Source organism: Botrimarina sp., assembly GCF_040219535.1.
Classification (GTDB): Bacteria; Planctomycetota; Planctomycetia; order Pirellulales; family Lacipirellulaceae; genus Botrimarina.
Genome location: NZ_JAVJSH010000036.1, coordinates 65,276 through 90,541, shown reverse-complemented (window position 1 = coordinate 90,541; position 25,266 = coordinate 65,276). Strand labels below are relative to the sequence as shown.

The following is a 25,266-nucleotide window of genomic DNA, read 5'->3' as shown; positions in this document are numbered from 1 at the left end:
CTCACTCGGTAGTCACCCGGCGCCGAATCTGCGAAGGTAGGTGGCCTACCGCTATGCATACGCTCCGGCAGCCCGACGACCGACACGCGTACACGCTCTCCGCCGCCCACCCGCCGATCGCCGCTGTGCCCTGCGGCGAATCGATCGGCGTCGAGACGGTCGATGCGTTCGGGGGGGCGCTCCGCTCCGAGGCGGACCTGTTCTCCGAGCGCTGCCCCGGCCCGCCCCGCTCCAACCCGCTCACCGGCCCGATCTACGTCGAGGGCGCCGAGCCGGGCGACACGCTGCTGGTCACGATCGAGCGGATCGAGCCGCGCGGGGACCAAGCCGTCACGGCCCTGATCCCCGAGTTCGGCGCGCTCACCGGCAGCGCCCAGACCGCCACGCTCGACGAGCCGCTCCCCGAGCGGACGCGTGTGCTGCCGATCGAAGGGGGCGACCTCGTGTGGCGCGACAGGCTGCGTCTGCCGCTGGCGCCGTTCCTCGGCACGATCGGCACGGCGCCAGACCTCGAGGCGATATCGAGCCTCACGTGCGGCTACTGGGGCGGGAACCTCGACTGCGCGGAGACCGGCCCCGGCGCGACCGTGTGGCTGCCGGTGAAGAACGAGGGCGCCCTGTTCTTCTGCGGCGACGCCCACGCCCTGCAAGGCGACGGCGAGCTGACCGGCGTGGCGGCCGAGATGGCGGCCCGCGTTGTGCTGCGGTTCGGCCTGCTGAAGGCCGCGCCGATCGCCGCGCCGCGGATCACGACCGACACGCACCTGATGGCCCTCGGCTGCGCGAGGCCGCTCGAGGACGCCGCGCGGATGGCCGCGCGCGAGCTGGTCCGCTGGCTGGCGGACGAGGCCGACCTGGACCCGCTGGACGCTTACGAGCTGGTGGGCCTGGTTGGCGAGCTGCGGGTGGGCGCGCTCGTGAACCCGAACTACAGCGTCGCGGCGAAGATCGCGCGCCGCTGGGTCGACCAACTCAGCCCGCGCGCCGGCTAACGCGTCGCGCGCCTACAAACCGCTTTCCCTCGAAAACCAACGACGCATGTGCGGCATCTGCGGAGAAGTCCGTTCTGACAACCGGCCGGCCGACACGGCCGCCGTGGGCCGGATGATGGGCTGCATGGTCCGTCGCGGGCCCGACGCGCACGGCCTGGTCGCGCGGGGGCCGGTCGCGCTGGGCCACCGCCGGCTGAAGATCATCGACCTGTCGGAGGCCAGCCAGCAGCCGCTGGTGGACAGCGACCTCGGCCTGACGATCGTGTTCAACGGGGCGATCTACAACTACCAAGAGCTACGCGAAGAGCTCACCGCCCAGGGCTACCGCTTCTTCAGCCACGGCGACACGGAGGTCATCCTCAAGGCCTACCACGCGTGGGGCCTCGACTTCGTCGAGCGGCTCAACGGCATGTTCGCGGTGGCGATCCACGAACGCGACACCGGCCGCGTGGTGCTGGCGCGAGACCGGGTCGGCATCAAGCCGCTCTACTACACCCGGCAAGACGGCGTGCTGCGTTTCGCTTCGGCGTTGCCGGCGCTGCTCGCCGCGGGGGGCGTCGACACGTCGATCGACCCGGTCGCGCTGAACTTCTACATGTCGTTCCACTCGGTCGTGCCGCCGCCGCGCACGATCCTCCAGGGCGTGAAGAAGCTGCCGCCCGCTACCGTCGCGGTGATCGAGCCGGACGGGTCGATGACGCAGCGGCCGTACTGGACGCTCGCCTTCGGAGCGAGCGACGACCAAAAGGGCTACAGCGAGGCCGACTGGCGCGACGCGACGCTCGGCGTGCTCCGCCGCGCGGTCCGCCGCCGCCTGGTGGCCGACGTGCCGGTCGGCGTGCTGCTGTCGGGCGGGCTCGATTCGAGCCTGATCGTCGGCTTGCTGTGCGAGCAGGGCGAGACCGGCCTGGAGACCTTCTCGATCGGCTTCGAGTCGGTCGGCGACGAACTGGGCGACGAGTTCAAGTACTCCGACGTGATCGTCGAGCGGTTCGGGACCGACCACCACAAGCTGTTCATCGACTCGCGCCGCACGCTGCCCGCGCTCGGCGAGTGCATCGCGCAGATGTCCGAGCCGATGGTCAGCCACGACAACGTCGGCTTCTACCTGCTGTCGCAGGAGGTCGCCAAGCACTGCAAGGTGGTCCAGAGCGGCCAAGGCGCGGACGAGGTGTTCGGCGGCTACCACTGGTACCCGCCGATGCTCGACACGCGCGACGCGTTCGCCACGTACGCGGAGCACTTCTTCGACCGCGACTTCGCCGAGTACCGCCGCGCGGTGGCGGCGGAGTACGCCGACCCAGACGCGGCGGCCGAGTTCGTCGCCGAGCACTTCGCCCGGCCCGGCGCCGACGCGCCGATCGACAAGGCGCTGCGGATCGACTCGCTGGTGATGCTCGTGGACGACCCGGTCAAGCGCGTCGACAACCACACGATGGCCGCCAGCCTCGAGGCCCGCGTGCCGTTCCTAGACCACGAGGTGCTCGAGCTGGCCGCGGCCGTGCCGCCGGAGCTGAAGATCGCCAGCGGCGGCAAGCACATCCTCAAAGAAGCGGCCCGCCGGGTCATCCCGTCGGAGGTGATCGACCGGCCCAAGGGCTACTTCCCCGTGCCCGCGCTGAAGTACCTGCGGGGCGACTTCCTCGAGCTGACCCGCGAGGCGCTCACCGCGCCGGCCGCACGCCGCCGGGGCGTGTTCAACCAGGAGTACGTCGACACGCTGCTGGCCGACCCCGAGGCGCACATCACGCCGCTGCAGGGCTCCAAGTTGTGGCAGCTCGCCCTGCTCGAGCTGTGGCTGCAGACCCACCTGCCCGGCTGATCCCTCCGACCACCGCGAACCCAACCCAAACCCCCCGCAGCCCCATGGCCGAGCCGACGCCCTTGCCGGAACAAGCCTCGGTGATCTCGGTCGGCTGGGGCCGGTTGCTGTTCGCCCACACGTTCCCCGACGCGTCGTCGGTCGCCCGCGCGCTGCTCGACGAGAAGCGCGACCAGCGGGACATCGCGTTCTACGTGACCGACCCCCAGCTGATCCTCGCCGAGGCGCCGCAGGACCTGTTCCTCGACCCGTCGACGACGTTCCGCCTGCCGCTGGCGACGTTCGAGCCGGGGCCGGCGAAGAACCCGATCCGCGTCACGCCGATCGCTTCGCGCGAGGAGCTGGACGAAGTCAACCGCATCTACGCCGCGCAGGGCATGGTCCCGCTGGACGCCGACGACGTGTGGCGCCAACGCGGCGACCCGCGATTCGCCTACTGCGTCGCCCGGCCGACCGGGTCCGAGCGGATCCTCGGCGTCGCGCTGGAGGTCGACCACCAGCGGTGCTTCGACGACCTGCTCAACTCGAGCAGCCTTTGGGCGCTGGCGGTGGACCCGCAGTCGGAGCTGCCGGGCGTGGGGTGGGCGATCGTGACCGCGATCGCCGAGCGGATGAAGTCGCGGGGCCGCGACTTGCTCGACCTGTCGGTCATGCAAGATAACGACGCCGCGATCGCCCTCTACGAACAGATGGGCTTCGAGCGCGTGCCGGTCCTGGCGATCAAGCGCCGCAACCAGATCAACGAGCCGCTGTTCGTGCCGACCGACCCGACCGAGGGCTACAACGTCTACGCGACGATCATCATAAAGGAGGCTCTCCGGCGGGGCATCGCGGTGGAGCCGGTCGACCGGCGGCGGGGCTTCTTCCGCCTGGTGCACGCGTCGCGGCGGGTGACCTGCCACGAATCGCTGTCGGACCTCACGTCGGCCATCGCGTTCTGCCGGTGCTCCGACAAGTCGCTCACGCGCGACGTGCTGGCCGAGGCCGGCCTCGCCGTGCCGGAGCAGCTCGCGCTGCCCCCCGACTCCGGCGGCGAGCCGGCCCGGGCCTTCCTCCGGGAGCACCGCGCGGTGGTCGTGAAACCGGCCGTCGGAGAACAGGGGGCCGGCGTCACGGTCGACGTGCGCGACGAGGCAGCGCTCGCCGACGCGATCCTCACCGCCCGCCGACACGACGACACCGTCCTCCTCGAGCGGCTCGTCGAGGGCGAGGACGTGCGGGTCGTCGTGATCAACTTCCAAGTGGTGGCGGCCGCGGTGCGCAAGCCCCCCCGGGTGAGCGGCACCGGGCGGCACACGGCCCGCGACCTGATCGAGCGGCTCAGCCGCCGGCGGAGCGCGGCCACCGAGGGGGAGAGCGTCATCCCGATCGACGCGGAGACCGAGCGTTGCCTCCGCGCGGCAGGCTACGGCCTGGACGACGTCGTCCCGGCGGGCGAGTCCGTCGCGGTCCGCAAGACGGCCAACCTGCACACCGGCGGCACGATCGAGGACGTCACGCCGCTGCTCAGCGAAGCGCTGCGCGACGCGTCGCAGCGCGCGGCCCGCGCGCTGGAGATCCCGGTCGTCGGCCTCGACCTGATCACCCCCGACGTGGGCGGCGACCGGTACGCCGTCATCGAGGCGAACGAGCGCCCCGGCCTGGCGAACCACGAGCCGCAGCCGACCGCCGAGCGGTTCATCGACCTCTTGTTCCCCCACACGCTCTCCCCGACACCCCAGCGCCGCCCCACGGCGGGCGACCCCACGTGAAGAAGCCATCCGCGACCGACGCCGACTACCTGCTCGAGAAGCTCGTCTGGCTGCTGGGCATCCACAGCCCGTCCGGCTACACCGACCCCGTGGTGCGCGCCGTGTGCGGCGAGCTCGACGAGCTGGGCCTCGAGTACGAGCTGACCCGCCGCGGCGCGATCCGCGCGACCCTGCCCGGCAAGCGGCACGCGCCGGGCCGCGCGGTGGTGGCCCACGTCGACACGCTCGGCGCGATGGTCAAGGAGCTGAAGGACAACGGCCGGCTCGGGCTCATCCCCGTCGGCACGTGGTCCGCGCGGTTCGCCGAGGGAGCGCGGGTGTCGATCTTCACCGACGACGAGATCTACCGCGGGCAGGTGATGCCGCTCAAGGCCTCCGGCCACACCTACAACGAGGCCGTCGACACCCAGCCCGTTAGCTGGGAGAACGTCGAGGTCCGGATCGACGAGCGCTGCACCACCTTGCGCGAGCTGATCGACCTGGGCGTGCGGGTCGGTGACTTCGTCGGCTTCGACGCGGGCGTGGAGACCTTCCCCAACGGCTACGTGACCGCCCGCCACCTCGACGACAAGGCCGGCGTGGCGGCGATCCTCGCGGCGGCCAAGGCGATCGTCGAGTCCGACGCCGAGCTCCCGTCGGACCTCTACCTGCTGTTCACGATCAGCGAAGAGGTCGGCTCCGGCGCGTCGGCCGTCCTCCACGGCGACGTGGCCGAGCTGATCGCCGTCGACAACGGCGCCGCCGCGCCCGGGCAGGCGTCGTCCGAGTACGGCGTGACGATCGCCATGGCCGACTCGACCGGCCCGTTCGACTTCCACCTCACGCGCCACCTGATCCAGCTCTGCAAGGCGAACCACCTGCAGCACGCCAGGGACATCTTCCGCTACTACCGCTGCGACGCGGCCTCCGCCATCGAGGCGGGCAACGACATCCGCACCGCGCTGGTCGCGTTCGGCGTCGATGGCTCGCACGGCTACGAGCGGACCAACCTCGACTCGCTGCGGAGCGTCGCCGACTTGCTCGTCGCGTACGCGACCCACGAGCCGCTGTTCGCCACGCAAGAGAAGCTGCTGGGCAACCTCGACTCGTTCCCGGAGACCCGCCGCACCGACGTCGACGGCGTCCGCGTGCTCGAGGGCAAACCGATCACGCAGGTGACCCCTCCCCCGCCCGACGGCGAGGAGCTGCCGATCGATCGGCCGAAGAAGAAGCGGAAGCCGAGCCGCTGACCGCCCTGCGCCCGACGCGGTCGCCGAGCGACCGATCGCTCGGAGCGGCGCGGTCTCCTCACGCCGCCTGAGCCGGCCCCTGCTTCGTCGAGCTCAGGGTGATCTCCGCTGATGAGCCGCGGACGGATCCCCCGTTCGCTTTGGCCGAGCGCGTGTGCTGGGGTGGGTCGCGAAGCCGCCGGCGGCACGGGGGTTGCTACTCCAGCACCTCCAGCCGCCGTCACTCCCCATCCCCACTCACGAGGAGTTGTTCCGATATGGACGCCGCCACTGGTGAATCGCTCAAACGCCACACGAACGCCGCCGCCGCGACCGGCAAGGAGCACGCCACCAGCGCGTTCGAAGTCTGCGGGCGGATCGGCTACGCGACCAAGGGCGTCGTCTACCTGATCGTCGGCGGCTTGGCGGCCGCGGCCGCATGGGGCGCCGGCGGCCAGACGACCGGCTCGGAGGGGGCGATCCGAGAGATCGGCCAACAGCCGTTCGGCTACGCGCTGCTGTGGATCACGGCGGTCGGTTTGGCCGCCTACTCGATCTGGCGGCTCGTCGAGGCGTTCTACAAGAGCGACGCCTACAACGAGCACACGAGCATGATCAAGCGCGTCGGCTACACGATCAGCGCGATCTTGTACGGCATGCTGGCGTGGAAGGCCGCGCCGATCGCCGCCGCGTCGTCGTCCACTCAGGGCCAGGGCGGCGGCTCGAAGCAGAGCCTCCTCGGGTGGCTGATGTCGCTCTCGGGCGGCGAGTGGATCGTGGCCGCGATCGGCCTGGCGGTGATCGGTTACGGTATCCGGCTGGTGTACCGCGGCGCCACCGAACAATTCCAGGAGAAGTACGACTCGTCGCGGATGAGCCAAACCGAGCAAAAGGTCGCCCGCCTGTCTGGCAAGATCGGCCTCCCCGCCCGCGGCGTGACCTTCGGCGTGATCGGTATCTTTATCATCATCGCCGCAATGACGCTCGACCCGAGCAAGGTCAAGGGCACCGGCGAGGCGCTCGACGTCCTCGCCCGCCAGCCGTACGGCGCGTGGGTGCTGCTGTTCACCGCGCTGGGCCTGATGTGCTACGCGGTCTTCTGCTTCGTGCAGTCGCGCTACCGCCAGTTCAACGTGTGACCGCTGCCGACGCGACCTCGTCGACAGCGTTCGCCGATTTGATAACTGTTTCGCCGACGCGGCGGGCCAGACTGGCTCGCCGCGTTCGGCTTTTGCCCTTGGCAGGGCTGACACAAGCAGGGGAGGCGCCGGCCGGCGCCCGGTTGGGGTAGGCTAACTTTTCGATTCTCCCCACGTGGTCCTCCCCGCTTTCAGCTATGCCTTCGCCCAACGACGGTGACCCGATAACCCTGTACGCCGGCCGGCACTTAACGCTCCGCGAGCGCGACGGCTGGGAGTACGTGTCGCGGGTGACCGGCCGCCCCGCGGTGGGCGTGGTGGCCGTGACCGACGGGCACGAGGTGGTGCTGGTCGAGCAGCCCCGCCCGCCGGTCGGCCGCTCGGTCGTCGAGTTGCCCGCGGGCCTGGCGGGCGACACGGCCGGCGCGGAGGACGAGCCCCTGCTCGCGGCGGCCCAGCGGGAGCTGCTCGAAGAGACCGGCTACACGGCCAGCCGGTGGACCGAGCTCGTGATCGGCTACTCCACGCCCGGCCTCACCGACGAGGCGATCCAGCTCTACCTGGCCGAGGGCCTCACGCGCGAGGGGCCCGGCGGCGGCCACGGCGGCGAGCAGATCACCGTGCACCACGTGCCGCTGGCGCACGTGATCCCGTGGCTCCAACAGCGCGACGCGGCCGCCGACCTGAAGCTCTTCGCCGGCCTCTACGCGGCCGGCGCGGCCCTGACCGCAGGGCAACGGGCGAGCTGAGGCGCCCGCCCGCGGCCCCCCGAAGAACCCCGTCAGCCGCGGGGCCGGCCCGTGGCCAGCGTCAGCAGCGCCAGGGCCGCCGACGCGGCGGTCGCCGCTTCGGGCACGGTCGCGGGCGACTGGCTGGCGGCGAACGCGTCGCGCCAGATCGTGTAGTCCGCCGCGTCGACCACGCCGTCGTTGTTGCCGTCGGCCAGTGTGTCGCCGGTCGCGCCGTACGAAGTCCGCCACAATTCGTAGTCGGCCATCGCGACCAGTCCGTCCTGGTCGTAGTCGCCCAGCGGCACGATGCGGAACGTCCGCATCATCTCCAGGTCCTCGTGCTCGAGGATGTGGCAGTGCCACACGAACTCGCCGGTGTACTGGTCGAATTTGACCATGATCCGAACGGTCTCGCGCGGGCCGACGGTGACCGTGTCTTCGAAGCCCTTATCGAAGTCCTCCAGCGGGATGTCCGAGCCGAACCGGTTGGTGCGGCTCAGCACCTGGAAGGCCTCCATGTGCACGTGCATCGGGTGGGGCATGTTCGTGTTGTTGACGAACTCCCAGATCTCCATCTCGCCTTGGACGATCGTCTCGGTGTTCGGGTCGGTCCACTTGCTGTCGTTCAGCAGCAGCTCCGTCCGCCCGTACTCGTCGAAGGTTCGGTCGAGCGTGAGCGTGCGCACGCGGACCGCGTCGGCCTCGTCGTAGCGGTCGACCGTCGATAGCACGGCCGGCAGGTCGCTCTGGTCGGCGCCGGTCGGCTCGACCACACGGAACTGCATGACCCGGTCGGTCGTCCCGGAGCTCGCCCCTTGAGCGTAGTTACGCAGCAGCAGCGAGTCGCCCGGCGAGAAGGTCGAGAAGTCGACCACCACGTCCGCGCGGTCCGCCGGGGCCAGCTCGATCCGGTCGCGCGTGACCGGGGCCGCGAGCAACCCGCCGTCGGTCCCGATCTGCCACCAGTCGGGCGCCACGGCCTGCGACGCGCCGGCCTCCGGCTCGAGGCCCAGGTCGTAGAATCGGGAGTTGGCGCCGTTGAGCACGCGGAAGCGGTACTTGCGCGGCTCGACCTCCATGAAGGGCCACACGGCGCCGTTCACGAGGTTCGCGTCGGCCAGGAAGCTGCTCACCTGCGACGCGGCGCTCGGGAAGTCGCCGGGCAGGCCCGCCAGCGGGTCGTCGCCGGGCTGGCCCGTGTCGCCCGGCCCGGCCGGGTAGAAGAGGCTGCCGTCCTGGTTGAACGAGCGGTCTTGCAGCAGGAGGGGCGCCTCGTACGGACCGGAGGGCAGGTTGAGCGCGGCCTCGTTGGCGTCGCGGATCGTGTACAGGCCCGCCATGCCCGCGTAAACGTTGAGCCGCGTGATGCCCATCGAGTGGTCGTGATACCAGTTGCCCGCCGCGCGTTGGTTGTTCGGGTAGGTCGCCAGCAACGCGTTGCCCGCCGGCCCGCCGAGCCCGTTGGCCGGCGCTTGTGGGTCGGGGCCGAACCAGTGCTCAGGGAAGCCGTCGGAGAACTCGTCGGTCACCGCACCGTGCACGTGGGTGATCGTCCGCGCCTGCGGGAACCGCGGCCCCGCGCCGTGGATGGTGGTGTCGTAGGGCAGGAGGTGATCGAGCGGGTCGCCCTGCTCGTCGCGGAGGTTGTTGACCCACTCGATGGCGACCGGCTGCCCGCTCTGGACCTCGATGGTCGGCCCCGGGAACACGCCCTCGTAGCCCCACAGGGTCGTCGGCGGGAGGTCGCGGTGCAGCTTCTGCTGGAACTGGCTGACCGCGACCTCGTAGAGCGGGGCGCCGTCGAGCTGGCCGACCGGCGAGAGCACCGACGGGATCGGCAGCGGGTCGACGTACTTCTCGAGCGTCGCCGCGTCGAGCAACGCCGCGAGGGCCGGGGCGTAGCATCCGAGGAAGGCCGCTAGAGCGGCCGCTTTCGCCGTGCGGTGCATGTCTGTCGTTGCCTCTCTTCTCGTGCCGGCCGCGCCCCGCAGAACGAGGGCTGGCCGCTGCTGTCGCGTGCCTGATGTTCCCGCCCCGCCGCGGTGACCGCCGTGCGGCGTGGCCGAGGCGACATTCTAAACCAACGGGCCCGCGCCGGCCCGTGCCACCGCGTTGAAAAGTGGGAATCCGGCGGCCCGCGCCGAGGGCCGGGTCGCCGCCGCCGTCGCACGAGCCGCGGCGAGCGTGGGCGCCGACCGCAGCGGGGGCGGTGCTTGTCGCCATCGCGGCTAGGCGTGATAACGGGGCGGCGGCGATCGCCGCCCGCCGACCGACACCGCCCCAGCAACCCGCGGCCCCGCGGCGGTCCCTCTTCAACCCACGGAGCCCCCCAGCATGTCTGACAACCGCGGCGTCGCGTATATCAAGCCCGGCGTGGTCGAGGTCCAGTCGATCGACGACCCCAAGCTCGAGCTCGAGTACAAGGGCAAGACCCGCCAGTGCCAGCACGGCGTGATCCTGAAGATCGTCTCGACCAACATCTGCGGCAGCGACCAGCACATGGTCCGCGGCCGCACCACCGCGCCGGCGGGGATCATCCTCGGCCACGAGATCACCGGCGAGGTGATCGAGTGCGGCCGCGACGTGGAGTTCATCAAGAAGGGCGATATCTGCAGCGTGCCGTTCAACATCGCTTGCGGCCGCTGCCGCAACTGCAAAGAGCGGGACACCGGCGTGTGCCTGAACGTGAACCCCGACCGCCCCGGCGCCGCCTACGGCTACGTCGACATGGGCGGGTGGATCGGCGGCCAAGCGCGGTACGTGATGGTCCCCTACGCGGACTGGAACCTGCTGAAGTTCCCGGACCGCGACGCCGCGCTGGCGAAGATCCGCGACCTCACGCTGCTGTCGGACATCCTCCCCACGGGCTACCACGGCGCGTACACGGCCGGCGTGACCACCGGCAGCACGGTCTACGTGGCCGGCGCGGGGCCGGTCGGCCTCGCTTGTGCTTACGCGTGCCAGATCCTCGGCGCGTCGGTCGTGATCGTCGGCGACATGATCCAAGAGCGGTTGGACCAGGCCGCCTCGTTCGGCTGCGAGACCGTCAACCTGGCCAAGCACGGCGATTTGGCCGCGCAGATCGACCAGATCCTCGGCGTGCCAGAGGTCGATTGCGCCGTCGACTGCGTGGGCTTCGAGGCCCGCGGCCACGGCGGCGACTCCGGCTCAGAGAAACCGGCCACCGTGCTCAACAGCGTGATGGACATCACCCGAGCCGCAGGCGGCATCGGCATCCCGGGGCTGTACGTGACCGGCGACCCCGGCGGGGTCGACGAGAACGCGAAGGTCGGCATGCTCGGCATCCGCATCGGCCTGGGTTGGGCGAAGAGCCACCACTTCACCACAGGCCAGTGCCCCGTGATGAAGTACAACCGCGGCCTGATGATGTCGATCCTCCACGACAAGGCCCACCCGGCGGCGGCGTGCAACGTCGAGGTGATCTCGCTCGAAGAGGCCCCCAAGGGCTACGAGGACTTCGACAAAGGCGCCGCCAAGAAGTTCGTGCTCGACCCCCACGGCATGGTCCCCGCCGCCTGAGCGATCGGCCGACCAAATCGATCGCCGCCCCCCGCGCCGCCGCCGCCGCCGCCGGCGCGGGGGCGGCGTTTTTTCTTGGCCGAGCGGTTGGCTTCGTTTGAAACGCGACAGGCGCGCAGAAAAACGCGCGTCACGTTTCGGGGCCTGAAAATCGACCTTAAGTCGTTGCTGCGTCGGTGGTTGCGGAAGCGTTACACGTCGGCCGGGCAATTGGCCACGATTCGCCACATTCGGCCAACTACCGGCCGCGATGTCGCCGCCAAAACGGGGGTCCATTATCCCAGATCTTGGGCGCCGTTGCGCGGCCCACTTGGTCAGGCGACCCGAGTCAGCCAGCCCGAGTCAGCCGGCCCGTGTCTCAGGCGACCCGTTGCGAACGGCTGCGTGTGGCGGCCAATCCGGCCGACGCGAGCAGGGCGAGCAAGCCGGCGGCGGGTTCGGGGATCACCACTTCGCCGGTCACGTTGATCGTGATCGACGGCAACGCGCCGCTGAAGCCGCTGGCGTTCTCGCTGCGCGGGTCGAGCGTGATCGTGCCGCTGAAGTCGCCGAGCGTCGTGGTGTCGAGCTCGACAAGCAGGCCGGCCAGCATGTCGCCGGCGGCGAGCTGATCGAACGCCCCGAACCCATCGATCAGGATCCCCGACCCGAGCGACGGCGTGAACGTGCCCGCCAAGTCGTCGGAGGGGGCGACCGCGTCGTTGGTGAGGCCGAGCTCGGCGACCGGGCCTGGCGCGCCTTGGAGGACCTGGCCGAAGTCGAGCGAGAACTCGTTCGGGCCGGCGACGGCGAAGCCCGCGTCGCCCGAGAGGAGCTCGAGCAGGGCGGCCGCGTAGTTGTTCACCTGGGCGGAGACCATCACCTGGCCCCCGGCGAGCGCGAGCGGCGTGAGCCCGACCCCTTGGCCGGCGACCTCGCCGGTCGAGGTCGCGTCGAAGGTGATGCTGCCGGACTTGGCGCCCGCGGTCGACGTGTCGATCGACGCGAGCAGGCTGCTGGTCTGGGCGCCGGCCTCGAGCGTGACGCCGGTCGGGCTGCCGGCGCCGATGGCGGCGTCGCCGGTGGCGGCGAAGTTCTCGACGCGGAGGTCCTCGCTGAACGCGCCGGCCGCGGCGTCGTTGCTGAGGGTGATGGCGGCGCCGGGGACGGCGTCGCCGACGTGGAGGATGCCCAGGTCGATCGTGGTGGGGGCCACGCCGAGGACGGCCGCGTTGTACGCGGCGCCGCTGAGCGCGATCGTCTGGTTCGCGACGTTGTCGAAGTTGTTCACCACGGCGACCTGCTGGCCGGCGAGCGCGCCGGCCGTGGCCGCGTCGAAGGTCACCGCCAGCGAGCCGGTCGACTCGCCCGGGGCGAGCGGGCCGAAGTTCGCCGCGGTCACGCCGGGGCCGCTCAGGCGCGAATCGCTGAGCGATCCGCCATTGCCGGCCGTGTTGTCCGTCTGGATCGCGCCGCGGAGCACGGGGCCCGACGCGCCGGCGTTGTTGACCGCGTAGCTGCGCACGACGGCTTCGCCGACGCGGGTGACGCCGAAGTCGATCGAGGGGGTCGCCGTGTCGCCGCCGGTGACATCGCCGGTGATGGTCTGGGCGACCGCCGGGTCGGCGAGGATCTGGCCGGCGCCGGTCACGTTCGCGCGGTGGTTGAAGGCGTTGCCCACGCCGAACGACGCGTTCGTGTAATCGCTGCGGACGAGGAAGTCGTTCGCGCCGAGGTTCAGGCCCTCGCCGTTGTGGGCCAGCGTGTCGGCGTCCGACGCGCCCGCAGCGGTCGAAAGGTCGAGCGACGCGCCGGCGTCGATCTGCACGGCGCCGCCGGGGCCGGCGATCTGCCCGGTGGAGAGCGTGCCGCCCGCGGCGCGGACGAGGCCGCTGTTGTTGATCGGGCCGGCCAGGGCGCCGAAGCCGAAGAACTCGCCGCCGGAGTTGTTGGCGAGGGCCTGCACGAGGCCCACGCCGGTGATCGTGCCGCCGCCGAGCTCGACCACGCCGAAGTTGTCGAACGTGGTGACGGCGGCGGTCATCTCGTAGTCGCGGCCGTCGAGCAAGCGGATCGCGCCGCGGTTGACCGTGGTGGAGGCCTCCGGCGCGACGCCGCCGAAGGTGGCGAGCGAGCCGGCGCCGCTGAGGACAACCTCGGTGTCGGGGCCGACCTCGGCGAGGGCCGGGCCGGGGAGGGTGAGCGTCGAACCGGCGCCGATCGCGCGGTACGAGCCGCCCGTGAGCACGCCGGCGCCCGAGTGGTTCGTCAGCGACGCGGTGTGGTTCAGCACGCCGCCGCCGATGGCCTGGTAGACGCCGTTGTTGGTCTTGACGCCGCCGCTCAGGTAGAGCGTGCGGCCAGCCGCGTCGGCCGAGACCGTGCCGTTGTTGACGAAGCCGGTGATGATATCGCCGGCGCCGCGGAAGGTGTGGCCCGCGCCGTTGGTGATGGCGAAGTCGTTCGTCGCGCCGCCGACCCGGGCGTGTTGCGGCGCCGCGTCGGATGAGGCGTTCAGCACGATCTCGCCGGTCCCCGAGAACGTCGTCGCAGAGTTCGGGTCGAGCCGGGTGTTGGCGGCGTCGCCGTCGGGGTTGATCGCGATCGTGCCGCTGTTCTCGATGTTCCCGCTGACGAACAGGGCTTGGCCGCCGAGCACGTCGGTGTCGGCGTCGGTCGTCAGGTTGTTCAGCGTGCTCGGTGCGTCGACGCGCACGTCGGCGCCGCTGAGTTGGCCGCCGGTGATGTTCGCGCCCCGCAAGAAGAGCACGCCCGAGTCGGAGTCGATCAGGCCGCCGTCGTTGTTGACTGCGGTAGAGATGACCAGCTGGCCGCCGCCGGTTGCGGAGATCGAGCCGGTGTTGGTCTTCGCGCCGCCGGAGAGCAGCAGCACGCGGCCGTCGACGTCGGCGACGACGGCGCCCTCGTTGACGAACGGGTTGATGATCTGGCCGGTCCCTTGGAAGGTGTGGTCGGCGCCGTTGGTGATCAGGAAGTCGTTGCTCGCGGCGCCGACTTGGGCGTGCTGCAGGGCGCCGTTGTCCGACGCGTTGAGCACGACTCGGCCGTCGCCGGAGAAGGTGGTGAGGCTGTCCGGATTGAGCGTCGTGACGCCCGACGCGCCATCGCGGTTGACCGTGATGATCCCCGTGTTGGTGATGTCGCCGTTGACGGTCAGGGACAGGCTGGCCTCGGTGGCGACCTGCGCCGATGTGGTCAACCCGTTGAGGGCGGTCGTGCCGGTGACCAGCACGTCGGCGCCGGCGAGCTGGCCGCCGTTGATCGTGGCGCCGCCGAGGCGGACCGCGCCCGAGTCGGAGTCGATCAGGCCGTCGGCGTTGTTCACCGTGGTGGAGAGGACCAGCACGCCGCCGCCGGCGGCGGTCATCGAGCCGTTGTTGGTCTTCACGCCGCCGGAGAGCTCGAGGACGCGGCCGTCGACATCGGCGACCACCGCGCCGTTGTTGACGAACTGGGTGATGATCTGGCCCGTGCCACGGAAGGTGTGGTCGGCGCCGTTGGTGATCTGGAAGTCGTTCACCGCGGCGCCGACGCGGGCGTGCTGCAGGGCGCCGTTGCCCGACGCGTTGAGCACGACCTGGCCGTCGCCCAGGAAGTTCGTGGCGGAGTTGGGGTCCAGTGTCGTGCCGCCCGCGGCGCCGTCGACGTTGATAGTGATCACGCCCGTGTTGGTGATGTCGCCGTTCACCACGAGCAAGTTCCCCGCTTCGACGTCGACCTGGGCGGACGTCGCCAGGGCGTTGAGGGTGCTGGAGCCGATGACCCGGACGTCGTCGCCGCTCAGGAGGCCGCCGTTGATCGTGGCGCCTTGCAACTGGACGAGGCCCGACTGGCTCGCGACCTCGCCGGTTGCGTTCTCGATGGTGGTGTTGGTGAGCAGCAGCACGCCGCCGCCGGTAGCGGCCAGCGTGCCGTTGTTGGTCTTCGTGCCGAAGGCGAGTTGCAGCGTGCGGCCGTCGACGTCGGCGAGGACCGAGCCGTCGTTGACCAGCGTGGTGATGATCTGCCCCGTGCCGCGGATCGTGTGGTCGGCGCCGTTGGTGACCGCGAAGTCGTTCGACGCGGCGCCGATGCGGGCGTGCTGCAGGGCGGCGTCGGACGACGCGTTGAGCACGATCTGGCCGGCGCCGGAGAACGTCGTGTTCGTGTTCGGATCGAGAGTGGTGTTGCCGGAGAGGCCGTCGCGGTTGACCGTGATCACGCCGGTGTTGGCGATCTCGCCGTTGACCGCCAGGGTTAGGCCCTCGAGCACGTCGATCGAGGCCGACGTGGCCAACGAGTTGAATGTCGACGTGCCGACGACGTCGATATCGGCGCCGGCGATTTGCCCGCCGGTGATGTTCGCCCCGCTGGCGAACTGTACCGTGCCGCCGGCCGAGTCGATCAGGCCGCCCGTGTTGTTGATCGAGGTCCCGATACGCAGGATGCCGCCGGCGTCGGCCGTGTAGAGGCCGCTGTTGGTCCCGTTGGCGAAGCCGACAAAGAGCGTCCGCCCGGCGACGTCGGCCACGACCGTCCCGTCGTTGAAGAACGCGGTGACGATCTGGCCCGTGCCGCTGATCGTGTGGCCGACGCCGTTGCGCACGCCGAAGTCGTTGCTGGCGGCGCCGATCTGCGCGTGCTGCAGCGCGGCGTCGGACGACGCGTTCAGGACCAGCTCGCCGAGGCCCGAGATCAGCAGCTCGCCGCCGTTCGGGTCGAGCAACGTGTTGCCGGCGGTCGCGCCGGTGTTGATGACCAGCAGGCCGTCGTTGGCGAGCGACGTGCCGATAACCCCCAGCGTGATGCCGCCGTTGACCGACAGGCTGTCGTCGGCGCCGATGGTGAGGCCGCCGATATTGATCGTGGCGCCGAGCACCACGTCGAACGAGCCGCCCGCGTCGATAACGGCCGATTCGCCAGCCGAGTTGGGGACGTCGTCGTCGGACCAGTTGGCGGGGTCGGTGTAGGTCGTGCCGTCGCCGCCGGCGTCGAAGTCGCGTGGCTGGCCCAGAGCCACGGGCCCCACGAGCAACAGGATCGCGATCAGGCCGGTGCGCAGAGCGGGCGGGAAGGTCAGCATGGAGAACGCTCGCGAGCAGTGTCAGGGCGGTCGATCGAAGGAGGTGCAGTCGCGGGACCGATTCTGTTTCTACGGCTATCCGCTGTCAAACGGAAAGCGGCTAAATCTGCGCAAAGACGCGCAGACCTTGACGTCAGGCCCTCGATTCACTCTGGCGCTCGCTCTGCCCCGCCGGAGCTTCCCATTCGGTCTCCCGCGTTTTGGGCCGCGCGGCGCGGGCCACCGGCGATCGGCTACCGATCCGACCAGCCGGTTACCTGGACGGTGAGGCCGTCCGGGTCGGGGAAGTAGACCCGGCCGCCCTCGCGGCGCGGCTCGACGCCCGCCTCGCGGAGCGCCTGGGCGACCCGATCGGGGTCGTAGTCGGCGATGCCGTAGCAGTAGTGGTTCATTCCCGGCGTGTCGGAGCGGAACAGGGCGAGGATGAACTCGCCGCCGGGCGGGCCCATGAAGCACTGCCGCTCGCCGCCGTCGCGCAGCACGCGCAGCCCGAGGTGTTTCTTGTAGAACTCGCGCGACCGAGCGATGTCGGTCACGTCGAGCGCGACGTGGTCGATCCCCCTGGCGTGCAGCAGCGCGTCGCCCGCCGGGTCGCCGGCGGGCTCGGCGCCGCGGGCGGCGGACGCCGCGGCCATCGCTGCGCCGAGGCCGAGCAGGCGGTGGGCCAGCTCGCGCCGCGACATGCGGCCGCGCTGGTAGTCGTCGATCAGCTTGGCGGCTAGATCGGTTCGCATAGTGGGGTGCTCCATCAAACGGCGGTGCTGCGGTAAGCGCCGGTGGCTGGCAAAACAAGCGACGCGCGCCGCTCCGAGTGGGCGGAGCGGCGCGTGTCGGTGTGGTGGCGGGCTCAGTGCTCGCCGTTTGCTCTGTACGCGGCGACCACCTCGTCCTGCGTCTGGCGGGGGGCCGGCTCGTCGTGGCTGTAGTCCATCGTGAACGCGCCGGCGCCGCCGGTGAGGCTGCGTAGCTGGGTGGCGTACTCGCGCAGCTCGGCCAGCGGCGCGACCGCGCGGACGACGCACGTCTGGTCGCTGACGAGCGAGTCGCTCACCCGGCCGCGGCGCGTAGAGAGGTCGCTCGTGATGTCGCCGACGTGCTGCAGCGGCGCGACCACCTCGACGGCCGCGAACGGCTCGAGCAAGACCGGCTGGGCCTTGCCGACCGCGTCGATGAACGCCTTCTTGCCGGCCGTGATGAAGGCGATCTCTTTGCTGTCGACGTCGTGGTGCTTGCCGTCGTAGACCTCGACACGCACGCCGCAAACCGGGTAGCCGGCGATCGCGCCCTCGTCGAGCGCCTGGCGAACGCCCTTCTCGATGGCGGGCATGAACTGCCGGGGGATCGCGCCGCCGACGGTCTTGTTCTCGAACTCGAAGCCGGTGGGGTGGTCGTCCGGCAGCGGCGCGACGCGCAGGTAGACCTCGCCGAACTGCCCGGCGCCGCCGGTTTGCTTCTTGTGGCGGCAGTGGCCCTCGGCGGCGGTGGTGATGGTCTCTTTGTACGCGATCTTCGGCGGCGAGGTCTCTAGCTCGATGCCGTGCTGCGACTGGAGCTTCTCGAGGATCACGCGCAGGTGCAGCTCGCCGAGGCCGCGGAGGACCGTCTGCTTGGTGGCCGCGATCCGCTGCATCACGAAGCAGGGGTCTTCTTCTTGCAGCCGCTGGATGGCGGTGGAGAACTTGGTCTCGTCGGAGTGGCTCTTGAGCTCGACCGCCAGGCTGTACATCGGCTTGGGGAGCGGCAGCGGCCGGATGTGCGGCGGGTCCTCGGGCGTGGCGCCGTCGTGCAGCACGCCGTCGAAGTGGATGTCTTCGAGCTTCGACACCGCGCCGATCTCGCCGGGGCCGATCGAGTCGGTCTCGACGTGCTCTTTGCCTTGCAGGCGCATCACGTGGCCGACGCGGAGCGGCTTGCGCTGGCCGTCGATGTACATCTCGCTGCGGGCGCGGACCGTGCCCTGGTGCACGCGGAACACGCCGAGCTTGCCGAGGTGGGGCTCGGTCGTGACGCGGAACACGTGGGCCACGGTCGGCTTGTCGGCGTCGAACTCCGTCGACATCGGGCGGTCGCCGCGGACGAAGGGCCGCGGGTTGCCCTCCAGGGGGCTCGGCAAGAGCGACGCGGTCACGTGCAGCAGGTTGGCGATCCCCGCGCCGGAGCTGGCCGACGCATAAACGATCGGCACGAGGTGGCCCTCGCGGAGGGCTTGCTCGAAGGCGTCGTGCACACGTGCGGGGTCGAGCCCCTCGGCGCCGACCTCGAGGTACTCGGCCATGAGGCCCTCGTCGACCTCGACGACTTGTTCGACGATCTGGGTGTGGGCCTCTTCGGCGGAGCCGAACGCGGTGGCGTCGTGCGCGTCGGTCTCGAACACGTCGACGACACGCTCGCAATCGGGGCTCGGCATGTTGATCGGCAGGCAGACCTGGCCGAACGTGTTGCGGATCCGCTCGGTGAGTTTGCCGAGGTCGACGTCGGGCGCGTCGATCTTGTTGACGAGGATCATCCGCGGCAGGTTGCGCTGGGTCGCGATCCGCATCAGGCGGCGGGTCTCGCTCTCGATGCCCTTGGTTGCGTCGATCACCACGACGACCGACTCGACCGCCGGGAAGCAAGCGATCGTGTGGCCGATGAAGTCGGCCATGCCCGGCGTGTCGATCACGCAGACGTGATGCCCCTCGTGGTCGAAGTGCAGGAAGCTCGGCTGCAGCGAGTGCTTGTGCTGCCGCTCCTCGGGGGTGTGGTCGGAGAAGGTCGTGCCGTGCTCGACGTCGCCCATGCGGGTGACGACGCCGGCGTCGTACAGCAGGCGCTCGCAGAGCGTGGTTTTCCCCGAGCCGGAATGCCCGCACAGGCAGAGCACGCGGATCGACTCGGGGTCGGGCACATTGGCGGCGATGGCCGCCTTCGCGGAAGAGGTCGCGACGGTCATGAGAAAAGCCTCCGGGCAGCGAGTAGGGAATCGCCCTCGGGCGAGTCGCCCCAATCGCTGCGAGGCCTCGGGGCCGCCGCAGCAACCAAGCCGGCCGCGCCCATCTGCCGATCAGCTTAACCCAGAAGCGGCCCGGATTGAATCTCCCGCGATGCGGTGTCTCGTCGCGGGGGGGGCGGCCGGTCAGCCGATCCCGCGGAGGGGGCCGGTCGAGTCGCCGAAGCGCTCGGTCGGAACGCCGAATTCGTCGAGCATCGAAACGAAGAGGTTCGTCATCGGCTGCTCGGGAACGTCGATACGCCCCGGCCCCCCCAGCCGCTCGACAACCCCCAGCCGCCCTGCCCCGCCGGCGACCACCGCCGGCAAGCGGTCGTGGGTGTGGCGGTTGCCGTCGCTCAGCGCGCCGCCGTACACGACCAGCGTGTTATCGAGCAGCGTGGCGCCGTCGGTGTCGGGCGTGTCGGCGAGTCGTTTGAGGAATTGAGCGAACCGCTCCGCGTAGAAGCGGTCGATCTTCGCGATCTTATCGCGGACCGCCGCGTCGTGCTGGTTGTGCGACAGCACGTGGTGGCCTTCGTCGACGCCGATCTGTGGGAACGCGCGGTTGCTGCCGTCGCTCGACAACAGCAGCGTGGCGACCCGCGTCGAGTCGGTCTGCAGCGCCAGCGTAAGCAAGTCGTACATCGCGTCCATGTGGGCGCCGAAGTCTCCCGGCACGCCCTCGGGCGGCTCGAACCGGACCTCGGGTGGGGCGTCGTCGTCGCCGGAGCGCGACAGGCGTGTTTCGAGGTCGCGGACGGCGGTGAGGTACTCGTCGAGCTTGCGGCGGTCCAAGCCCGAGGAGCGCCGGTGCAACCGGCGCGTGTCGTCGAGCACGAAGTCGAGCACCGACCGCTGCTGCTCGCGCCGCACGAGGAAGTTGTGGCGCCGCTCTTCCGGGCCCCCGGAGCCGAACAGCCGCTCGAACACCAGGCGCGGGTTGGGCTCGGGCGTGACGGGCGTGGTGGGCGAGCTCCACGACAGGTTGTACTGGTACGCGCACGCGTAGCCGGAGTCGCACGCGCCGGAGTTGCGGACCGCGTCGCACGACAGCTCGAGCGACGCGAAGCGCGTCGCGCCGCGGGTGGCTTGTGCGGCTACTTGGTCGACCGACACGCCGCAATGGATGTCGCGGCCCGGCGTCTTGCGTGCCCGCGCGCCGGTCAGGTAGGTCGCGTTGGCCCGCGCGTGGTCGCCGGGGCCGTCTTCGCCGGGGGTGGCGTTCTCGTGCTCGAGGCCGACGAAAACGCGCAGTTGGTCCTTGACCGACTCCAGCGGCGCCAGGGTCGGGCTGAGCTGAAAATCGGCGCCCGCGCCGGTCGGGTACCAAGCGTCTTGCTGAACGCCGTTGGGGATCGAGAGGAACGCCATCCGCAGCGGCGCGGCCGCGGCGTCGCCCGCAGCGGCCCCGGCGGCGGCCTGCGCCGGGGCGGCGCCGGCGAGCGACTCGAGCGCCGGCAACGCGACGCACACCCCCGAGGCGCGGAGGAACTGTCGGCGTCCGATTCGGGCGGGGAGGTTCTCGTGCATCGGTGGGTCTCCGCGGTTCAGCCGCCGTGGGTGGCGGCGGCGGTTGGCTTTGCGGCGGTCGCCTCGGCGGCCGGTTCGGCCCGGCGGATCCGCTGGAACTGGGGCGACTCGACGAGCGCGTCGAGCAGCGCACGGAAGCGGCCCCCTTGGGCGTCGGTCCGATCGACGATCTGGTCGATCGTGTGCAGGTCCTCCGGCCGCACGCTGCGGCCCAGCGCGTACACGAACAGCTTCTCGGTCAGGCAGCGGTAGAAGTCGCGCCGCCGGGGGCCCGCCAGCGCGGCCTTCAGCTCCTCGACGCCCGCAAACCGCTCGCCCGACACCAGCACGCCCGACGGGTCGATCGGCGCGCCGTTGTCTTCGGTGCGGTGCTGGCCGAGCGCGTCGAAGTTCTCCAGGGCGAGGCCGATCGGGTCCATCCGCTGGTGGCAGGCCGAGCACAACGGCGAGTCGCGGTGGGCGGCCAGCAGCTCGCGCAGCGTCGGCTGGCGATCGCCGAACTGCTCGGCCGCCGCTTCGAGCTCCGGGATGTCCGGCGGCGGCGGCGGGGGCGGCGTGCCGAGCAGGTTGTCGAGCACGAACAGCCCGCGCTTCACCGGCGACGTGCGGGTCGGGTTCGACGTGACCACGAGCGTCGACGCGAGCGTCAGCACCCCGCCGCGCGGGCTGTCCGCCGGCAGCTCCACCCGCCGCATGCGGTCGCCCTCCACGCCGGGCACGCCGTAGTGCTCGGCGAGCGGCTCGTTGAGGAACGTGTAGTCCGCGTCGATCAGCTCCAGCACGCTGCGGTCCTCGCGCGCGACGTGAGAGAAGAGCATCTCTGCCTCGCGCCGCATGGCCTTCCGCAGCGGGTACGACGGCTCCTTGAGCAGCTCTTGAAGCCCGTTGTACTTGTCGCGGAGCTCGGCCACCCGCTCGGCCGGCGCGTCCGACCGGCGCGCCTGCCGCAGCTTCCTCAGCACCTGGCGGCGCCGGTCGGTCAGGCCCGCTACCGCCAGCTTGTTGACCGGCGTGTGCATGACGTCGCGGGCGCGGAGCCACTGCGACACGAAGCTGCTGAGCGACGCGTCCGCCCGCTTGTCGGCGAGCATCCGGTCGACCTGCGCGGTGAGCTGCTCGCGGAGCCGGCCCTCGTCCGCCAGGCGACGGAGCTCGTCGTCCGGCGCCGAGGCCCAGAGGAAGTAGGAGAGTCGGCCCGCGAGGGTGTGCTGGTCGACGCGCGGGTAGAGCGGGTCGGAATCGTCGGGGTCCGCCGCCTCGTAGCGGAAGAGGAACTGCGGCGAGGCGAGCACCGCCCTGGCGGCCTGCGCCACGCCTTGCTCGAAGGTGTGGCCCGGCGCCGAAGCGGAGGCCTCGGCCATCGCGACGAGCCGGTCGAGCGCCGTCGGGTCGACGGGCCGCCGGAACGCCTTGCTGGCGAACGCTTCGATTACTCGCCGCAGGTACGCGTGGCGCTCGGCCGGGTCTTCCGGCGGCGACGGGTGGGCAAAGAAGCGCTCGTGCTGCTGGGCGTTCTCTTCGCTGCGGGGGCCGTTCGGGATCGCTTGCCGGACGATCTCGTCGGCGGCCCGCAGGTACTTCTCGAGGAGCAAGGGCGATACGAGCAACGCGTCGCCGACGGTGTCGAACCCCTCGCCGGTGTCGTCCGGCGGGAAGTTGAGCTGGGTGTTGTAATCGACGCCCGTGAGCTCGCGCACCGAGTTGCGGTACTCCAACAGGTTCAACCGCCTGAGGGTGACCGGACCCGGGTCGACGCGCGTCGGGTCGATCCGGATGACCGATCGCTTCACCCAGTCGGCGAGCGTGCGGGTTTGAGCCTCGGTCGGGGGGTCGTACCCTTCGGGGGGCATGATCCCAGCGCGGACGTTCTTGATCACCCGCGCCCAGAGGTCGGCGTCGGTGAGCAGCTCGGGGCCCGTTTCGTCCAGGTCGAGCGAGACCCCGCCCTCGGTGCTGCCGTAGCCGTGGCAATCGAGGCAGCTCCCTTCGAGCAGCGGGCGGATCTGCTCGGCGTACGACTCACGCAGCGCCGCGCGATCGGCCTCGTCGCCGCCGCGGGCGGGCGATCCGAGCGCAATCAAGAAGAGAACCGAGCAGGCAGTGATCGCCCAACGGCCCAGCCAAGCAGGCGTTGACCACCTGCGCGGGGAGGCCCGTAACGGTGAGGCGGCACACGAGCGGCCGGCCGTCCGGGGGCTCTGCCGCGCGGATTGGCCACGTTCGGTTCGGCGGCGCTTAGCCCGATGCGTCCGCGCGACGGGCGCCGGACGTCGTGGTTCGTGGGGCCGAGACATGGCCGTAATCATAAGCCCCGCTGGGGGAGCGCGTCAGCGCCTTGCCCCCTCTCGCTAGGGGTTTTCCTAGTCGAGGCTAGGGGTCGTTCGTCGTTCCTCGTGGCCGCTAGCCACATCCGGGCCAGGCGGCGGTGCGTCACGGCGCGACCTGCGCGCCGGCCGCTCAGCCTCGCAAGTAGACCGAAAGATGCCCGCCGCGCGTGGCCTGATGGGGGCCGTGATGGCACACGGGTTGCAACCAAGTATCGCTGTGCAGAACGCCGCGCCCCCGATGGGCTTGGCTTCCGCCCTTAAACGAACACTCAAGCAACCTTCATTGGAGGAACTCAAATGGGACTATTCACCAGCAAGAAATTCGAAACACTCGACGAGCTGCTCGCGGCTCAGATCAAGGACCTCTACGACGCCGAGCACCGGCTCACCGAGGCCCTGCCCAAGATGGCCAAAACGGCCAAGAATCCCGAACTCCGGACCGCCTTCAACAACCACCTGAAGGAAACCGAGTCGCAGATCAACCGCCTGGAGAAGGTCTTCTCGTCGTTGGGCGTGGAGCCCGAGCGAGAGTCCTGCGACGCGATGAAGGGCCTCATCAGCGAGGGTGAGGAGTTCATCGACGCGGACGGCGACCCGGACGTGATCGACGCGGGCCTGATCGCTGCGGCCCAGCGTGTCGAGCACTACGAGATCGCCGGTTATGGCTCGGCCCGCGCGCTGGCGAAGCAGCTCGGCAAGCAGCAAGCGGTCTCGCTGCTGCAAGAGACCCTCGACGAAGAGGGCGCGGCCGACAAGAAGCTGACCGAGATCGCCGAGTCGTACGTGAACACCGCCGCGGGCCAGGCGTGAACCTGCCGGCGACGCGGCGGTCGGCATCGGTTGAAACGTCCTAACCTGAGGGAGGCTTCACGATGAAGACCATCGACGCCAACGAACTGAAGAAGCTTAAGGCGCAAGACGACGTGTTGATTGTCAACACGCTGCCCGAAGACAAGTTCGAGTCGACCGAGATCCCTGACGCGGTCAACGTGCCGCAGGAAGACCCGGACTTCGTCGAAAAAGTCGAGAAGATCGCCGGCGGCAAGTCCAAGCCCGTCGTCGTCTATTGTGCGAGCGAGTCCTGTCACTCGTCGGACAAAGCGGCGTCGAAGCTAGAAAAGGCCGGCTACCAAGAGGTCTACGACTTCGCGGCCGGCGCCGAAGGCTGGCGCCAGGTTTCTTGAGGGCTCAGTTTCTTGATGAGGGCTTAGTTGATACAAACGCAGCGTCGCTAAGCCATCGATAATGCTATGTACGCTACCGGGGCGGCCGGGATCTTTGGGGTCCCGGTCGCCCCGTTTTTTATCCCGTTCTGCGCGGCGCGGCGGCGTGCGAGCCGGCATTATCGGCCGCCGCCCGTTCGTTTCGGCGTATCTCGTCGGGCCGCTGTCTTTGCGGAACGGAAGGGCATCCCCAACAAGACACGCAGGTCGCGGTTGCTTTCGGGCCGACGCGCGTCGGCCAGACCGAGCTCGAGCGACTCATGCCCGCCCTCGGGTTGAGCGCGGTACGTTCCGAAAATGCGATCCCACCACGGAAAGCTGAACCCGAAGTTGCTGTCGGTCTCGGCCCGGCGCACCGAATGGTGCACGCGGTGCATGTCGGGCGTGACGACGGCCAGGCGTAGCCACCGGTCGACACGCGGCGGGATCGCAAGATTGGCGTGGTTGAAGATCGCCGCCGCGTTGAGCACGATCTCGAACAAGACCACCCCCGAAGCCGGCGCGCCGAGCGCCACGGCCGCGGCTGACTTGATCGCGGCCGACAGGAGTATTTCTCCAGGGTGGAACCGCAGGGCGCTGGTGGCGTCGAGGTCGGAGTCGGCGTGGTGAACCTTGTGGACCCGCCAGAGCAGTGGCGTGCGGTGCAGGGCCACGTGCTGCGCGTAGATCAACAGGTCGAACAGCGCCACCGTGACGACGAGCTCGGCCCACAGCGGCCAGTCGACCAGCGCCAGCAACCCGATTCGGTGGGCCTCCGCCCACGTGGCGGCCCCCGCGGCCGACAACACCGGGACGAGGCGCAAGATTGTCGCCCCCACCGCCAACAAGACCGCGTTGCTCAGCCGGCGGCTCACCGTGCGGTCGACCTGCGTCCGCCGCGGCGCGAGGGCCTCGGCGAGCGACATGATCGCCAGCACCGCCAGAAAGACGGGCAGGCGTGCGGCGAGCATCAGGTCGGCATCCAAGATCG

Annotated in this window: 16 protein-coding genes; 9 read left to right on the top strand and 7 right to left on the bottom strand. The window is 70.3% G+C overall.

Annotation, left to right across the window (positions count from 1 at the left end; translation table 11 throughout):
• Positions 1–53 precede the first annotated feature (53 nt).
• The 6 genes from RIC11_RS19795 (at position 54) to RIC11_RS19770 (ending at position 7,661) form a co-directional block, all read left to right on the top strand.
• Positions 54–992 carry an acetamidase/formamidase family protein gene (locus RIC11_RS19795; RefSeq protein WP_350214127.1) on the top strand — a complete coding sequence of 313 codons (939 nt, stop codon included), beginning with the start codon at positions 54–56 and terminating at the stop codon, positions 990–992.
• A 46-nt stretch (positions 993–1,038) separates the two neighbouring features.
• The gene (locus RIC11_RS19790; RefSeq protein WP_350214126.1) at positions 1,039–2,814 is read left to right on the top strand and encodes an N-acetylglutaminylglutamine amidotransferase; all 1,776 of its coding nucleotides are present in this window, start codon (positions 1,039–1,041) and stop codon (positions 2,812–2,814) included.
• A gap of 44 nt (positions 2,815–2,858) precedes the next feature.
• Positions 2,859–4,565 (top strand): N-acetylglutaminylglutamine synthetase, encoded by a 1,707-nt coding sequence (gene ngg, locus RIC11_RS19785; RefSeq protein WP_350214125.1) that lies wholly within the window; start codon positions 2,859–2,861, stop codon positions 4,563–4,565.
• The gene (locus RIC11_RS19780; protein WP_350214124.1) at positions 4,562–5,794 is read left to right on the top strand and encodes an osmoprotectant NAGGN system M42 family peptidase; all 1,233 of its coding nucleotides are present in this window, start codon (positions 4,562–4,564) and stop codon (positions 5,792–5,794) included. Before ngg ends, RIC11_RS19780 begins: the two co-directional genes overlap by 4 nt.
• A 257-nt stretch (positions 5,795–6,051) precedes the next feature.
• Complete coding sequence (locus RIC11_RS19775) at positions 6,052–6,912, top strand: DUF1206 domain-containing protein (protein WP_350214123.1); 861 nt, start codon at positions 6,052–6,054, stop codon at positions 6,910–6,912.
• Between the two features lie 197 nt (positions 6,913–7,109).
• Positions 7,110–7,661, top strand: coding sequence for an NUDIX hydrolase (locus tag RIC11_RS19770; protein WP_350214122.1), 552 nt, complete (start codon positions 7,110–7,112; stop codon positions 7,659–7,661).
• A 32-nt stretch (positions 7,662–7,693) separates the two neighbouring features.
• On the opposite strand, the gene RIC11_RS19765 is transcribed toward RIC11_RS19770, so the two are convergent.
• Positions 7,694–9,592: a multicopper oxidase domain-containing protein gene (locus RIC11_RS19765; protein ID WP_350214121.1), complete on the bottom strand. Its 1,899-nt coding sequence runs from the start codon at positions 9,590–9,592 to the stop codon at positions 7,694–7,696.
• A gap of 385 nt (positions 9,593–9,977) precedes the next feature.
• Here RIC11_RS19765 and fdhA point away from each other — a divergent pair, with 385 nt between their 5' ends.
• Positions 9,978–11,183, top strand: coding sequence for a formaldehyde dehydrogenase, glutathione-independent (gene fdhA / locus RIC11_RS19760; RefSeq protein ID WP_350214120.1), 1,206 nt, complete (start codon positions 9,978–9,980; stop codon positions 11,181–11,183).
• A gap of 358 nt (positions 11,184–11,541) precedes the next feature.
• Here the strand turns inward: fdhA and RIC11_RS19755 are convergent, their stop codons facing one another.
• The 5 genes from RIC11_RS19755 to RIC11_RS19735 all read right to left on the bottom strand — a co-directional run bounded on the left by RIC11_RS19755 (position 11,542) and on the right by RIC11_RS19735 (position 22,827).
• Positions 11,542–16,245, bottom strand: coding sequence for a beta strand repeat-containing protein (locus tag RIC11_RS19755; RefSeq protein WP_350214119.1), 4,704 nt, complete (start codon positions 16,243–16,245; stop codon positions 11,542–11,544).
• A 233-nt stretch (positions 16,246–16,478) separates the two neighbouring features.
• Entirely contained in the window at positions 16,479–16,979 is a 501-nt protein-coding gene (locus RIC11_RS19750) for a VOC family protein (protein ID WP_350214118.1), read from the bottom strand.
• Positions 16,980–17,092: 113 nt separating this feature from the next.
• Positions 17,093–19,177, bottom strand: coding sequence for an elongation factor G (gene fusA, locus RIC11_RS19745; protein WP_350214117.1), 2,085 nt, complete (start codon positions 19,175–19,177; stop codon positions 17,093–17,095).
• 183 nt (positions 19,178–19,360) lie between these two features.
• Positions 19,361–20,746: a DUF1552 domain-containing protein gene (locus RIC11_RS19740; protein ID WP_350214116.1), complete on the bottom strand. Its 1,386-nt coding sequence runs from the start codon at positions 20,744–20,746 to the stop codon at positions 19,361–19,363.
• A 17-nt stretch (positions 20,747–20,763) separates the two neighbouring features.
• Positions 20,764–22,827 (bottom strand): DUF1592 domain-containing protein, encoded by a 2,064-nt coding sequence (locus RIC11_RS19735; RefSeq protein ID WP_350214115.1) that lies wholly within the window; start codon positions 22,825–22,827, stop codon positions 20,764–20,766.
• Between the two features lie 543 nt (positions 22,828–23,370).
• Here RIC11_RS19735 and RIC11_RS19730 point away from each other — a divergent pair.
• Together RIC11_RS19730 and RIC11_RS19725 are read left to right on the top strand one after the other, a co-directional pair.
• Positions 23,371–23,883, top strand: a complete 513-nt coding sequence (locus RIC11_RS19730; protein ID WP_350214114.1) for a YciE/YciF ferroxidase family protein — start codon at positions 23,371–23,373, stop codon at positions 23,881–23,883.
• 62 nt (positions 23,884–23,945) lie between these two features.
• Positions 23,946–24,257, top strand: a complete 312-nt coding sequence (locus tag RIC11_RS19725; protein ID WP_350214113.1) for a rhodanese-like domain-containing protein — start codon at positions 23,946–23,948, stop codon at positions 24,255–24,257.
• A gap of 158 nt (positions 24,258–24,415) precedes the next feature.
• Here the strand turns inward: RIC11_RS19725 and RIC11_RS19720 are convergent, their stop codons facing one another.
• Entirely contained in the window at positions 24,416–25,246 is an 831-nt protein-coding gene (locus RIC11_RS19720) for a sterol desaturase family protein (RefSeq protein WP_350214112.1), read from the bottom strand.
• Positions 25,247–25,266 lie beyond the last annotated feature (20 nt).

What these genes read in the sequence shown, in the direction of transcription:
- RIC11_RS19775 (WP_350214123.1), top strand. Translation starts at nt 6,052, where the DNA reads ATGGACGCCGCCACTGGTGAATCGCTCAAACGCCACACGAACGCCGCC.
- fdhA (WP_350214120.1), top strand. Translation starts at nt 9,978, where the DNA reads ATGTCTGACAACCGCGGCGTCGCGTATATCAAGCCCGGCGTGGTCGAG.
- ngg (WP_350214125.1), top strand. Translation starts at nt 2,859, where the DNA reads ATGGCCGAGCCGACGCCCTTGCCGGAACAAGCCTCGGTGATCTCGGTC.
- fusA (WP_350214117.1), bottom strand. Translation starts at nt 19,177, where the DNA reads ATGACCGTCGCGACCTCTTCCGCGAAGGCGGCCATCGCCGCCAATGTG.
- RIC11_RS19740 (WP_350214116.1), bottom strand. Translation starts at nt 20,746, where the DNA reads ATGCACGAGAACCTCCCCGCCCGAATCGGACGCCGACAGTTCCTCCGC.
- RIC11_RS19725 (WP_350214113.1), top strand. Translation starts at nt 23,946, where the DNA reads ATGAAGACCATCGACGCCAACGAACTGAAGAAGCTTAAGGCGCAAGAC.
- RIC11_RS19790 (WP_350214126.1), top strand. Translation starts at nt 1,039, where the DNA reads ATGTGCGGCATCTGCGGAGAAGTCCGTTCTGACAACCGGCCGGCCGAC.
- RIC11_RS19755 (WP_350214119.1), bottom strand. Translation starts at nt 16,245, where the DNA reads ATGCTGACCTTCCCGCCCGCTCTGCGCACCGGCCTGATCGCGATCCTG.
- RIC11_RS19795 (WP_350214127.1), top strand. Translation starts at nt 54, where the DNA reads ATGCATACGCTCCGGCAGCCCGACGACCGACACGCGTACACGCTCTCC.
- RIC11_RS19730 (WP_350214114.1), top strand. Translation starts at nt 23,371, where the DNA reads ATGGGACTATTCACCAGCAAGAAATTCGAAACACTCGACGAGCTGCTC.
- RIC11_RS19765 (WP_350214121.1), bottom strand. Translation starts at nt 9,592, where the DNA reads ATGCACCGCACGGCGAAAGCGGCCGCTCTAGCGGCCTTCCTCGGATGC.
- RIC11_RS19720 (WP_350214112.1), bottom strand. Translation starts at nt 25,246, where the DNA reads ATGCTCGCCGCACGCCTGCCCGTCTTTCTGGCGGTGCTGGCGATCATG.
- RIC11_RS19750 (WP_350214118.1), bottom strand. Translation starts at nt 16,979, where the DNA reads ATGCGAACCGATCTAGCCGCCAAGCTGATCGACGACTACCAGCGCGGC.
- RIC11_RS19770 (WP_350214122.1), top strand. Translation starts at nt 7,110, where the DNA reads ATGCCTTCGCCCAACGACGGTGACCCGATAACCCTGTACGCCGGCCGG.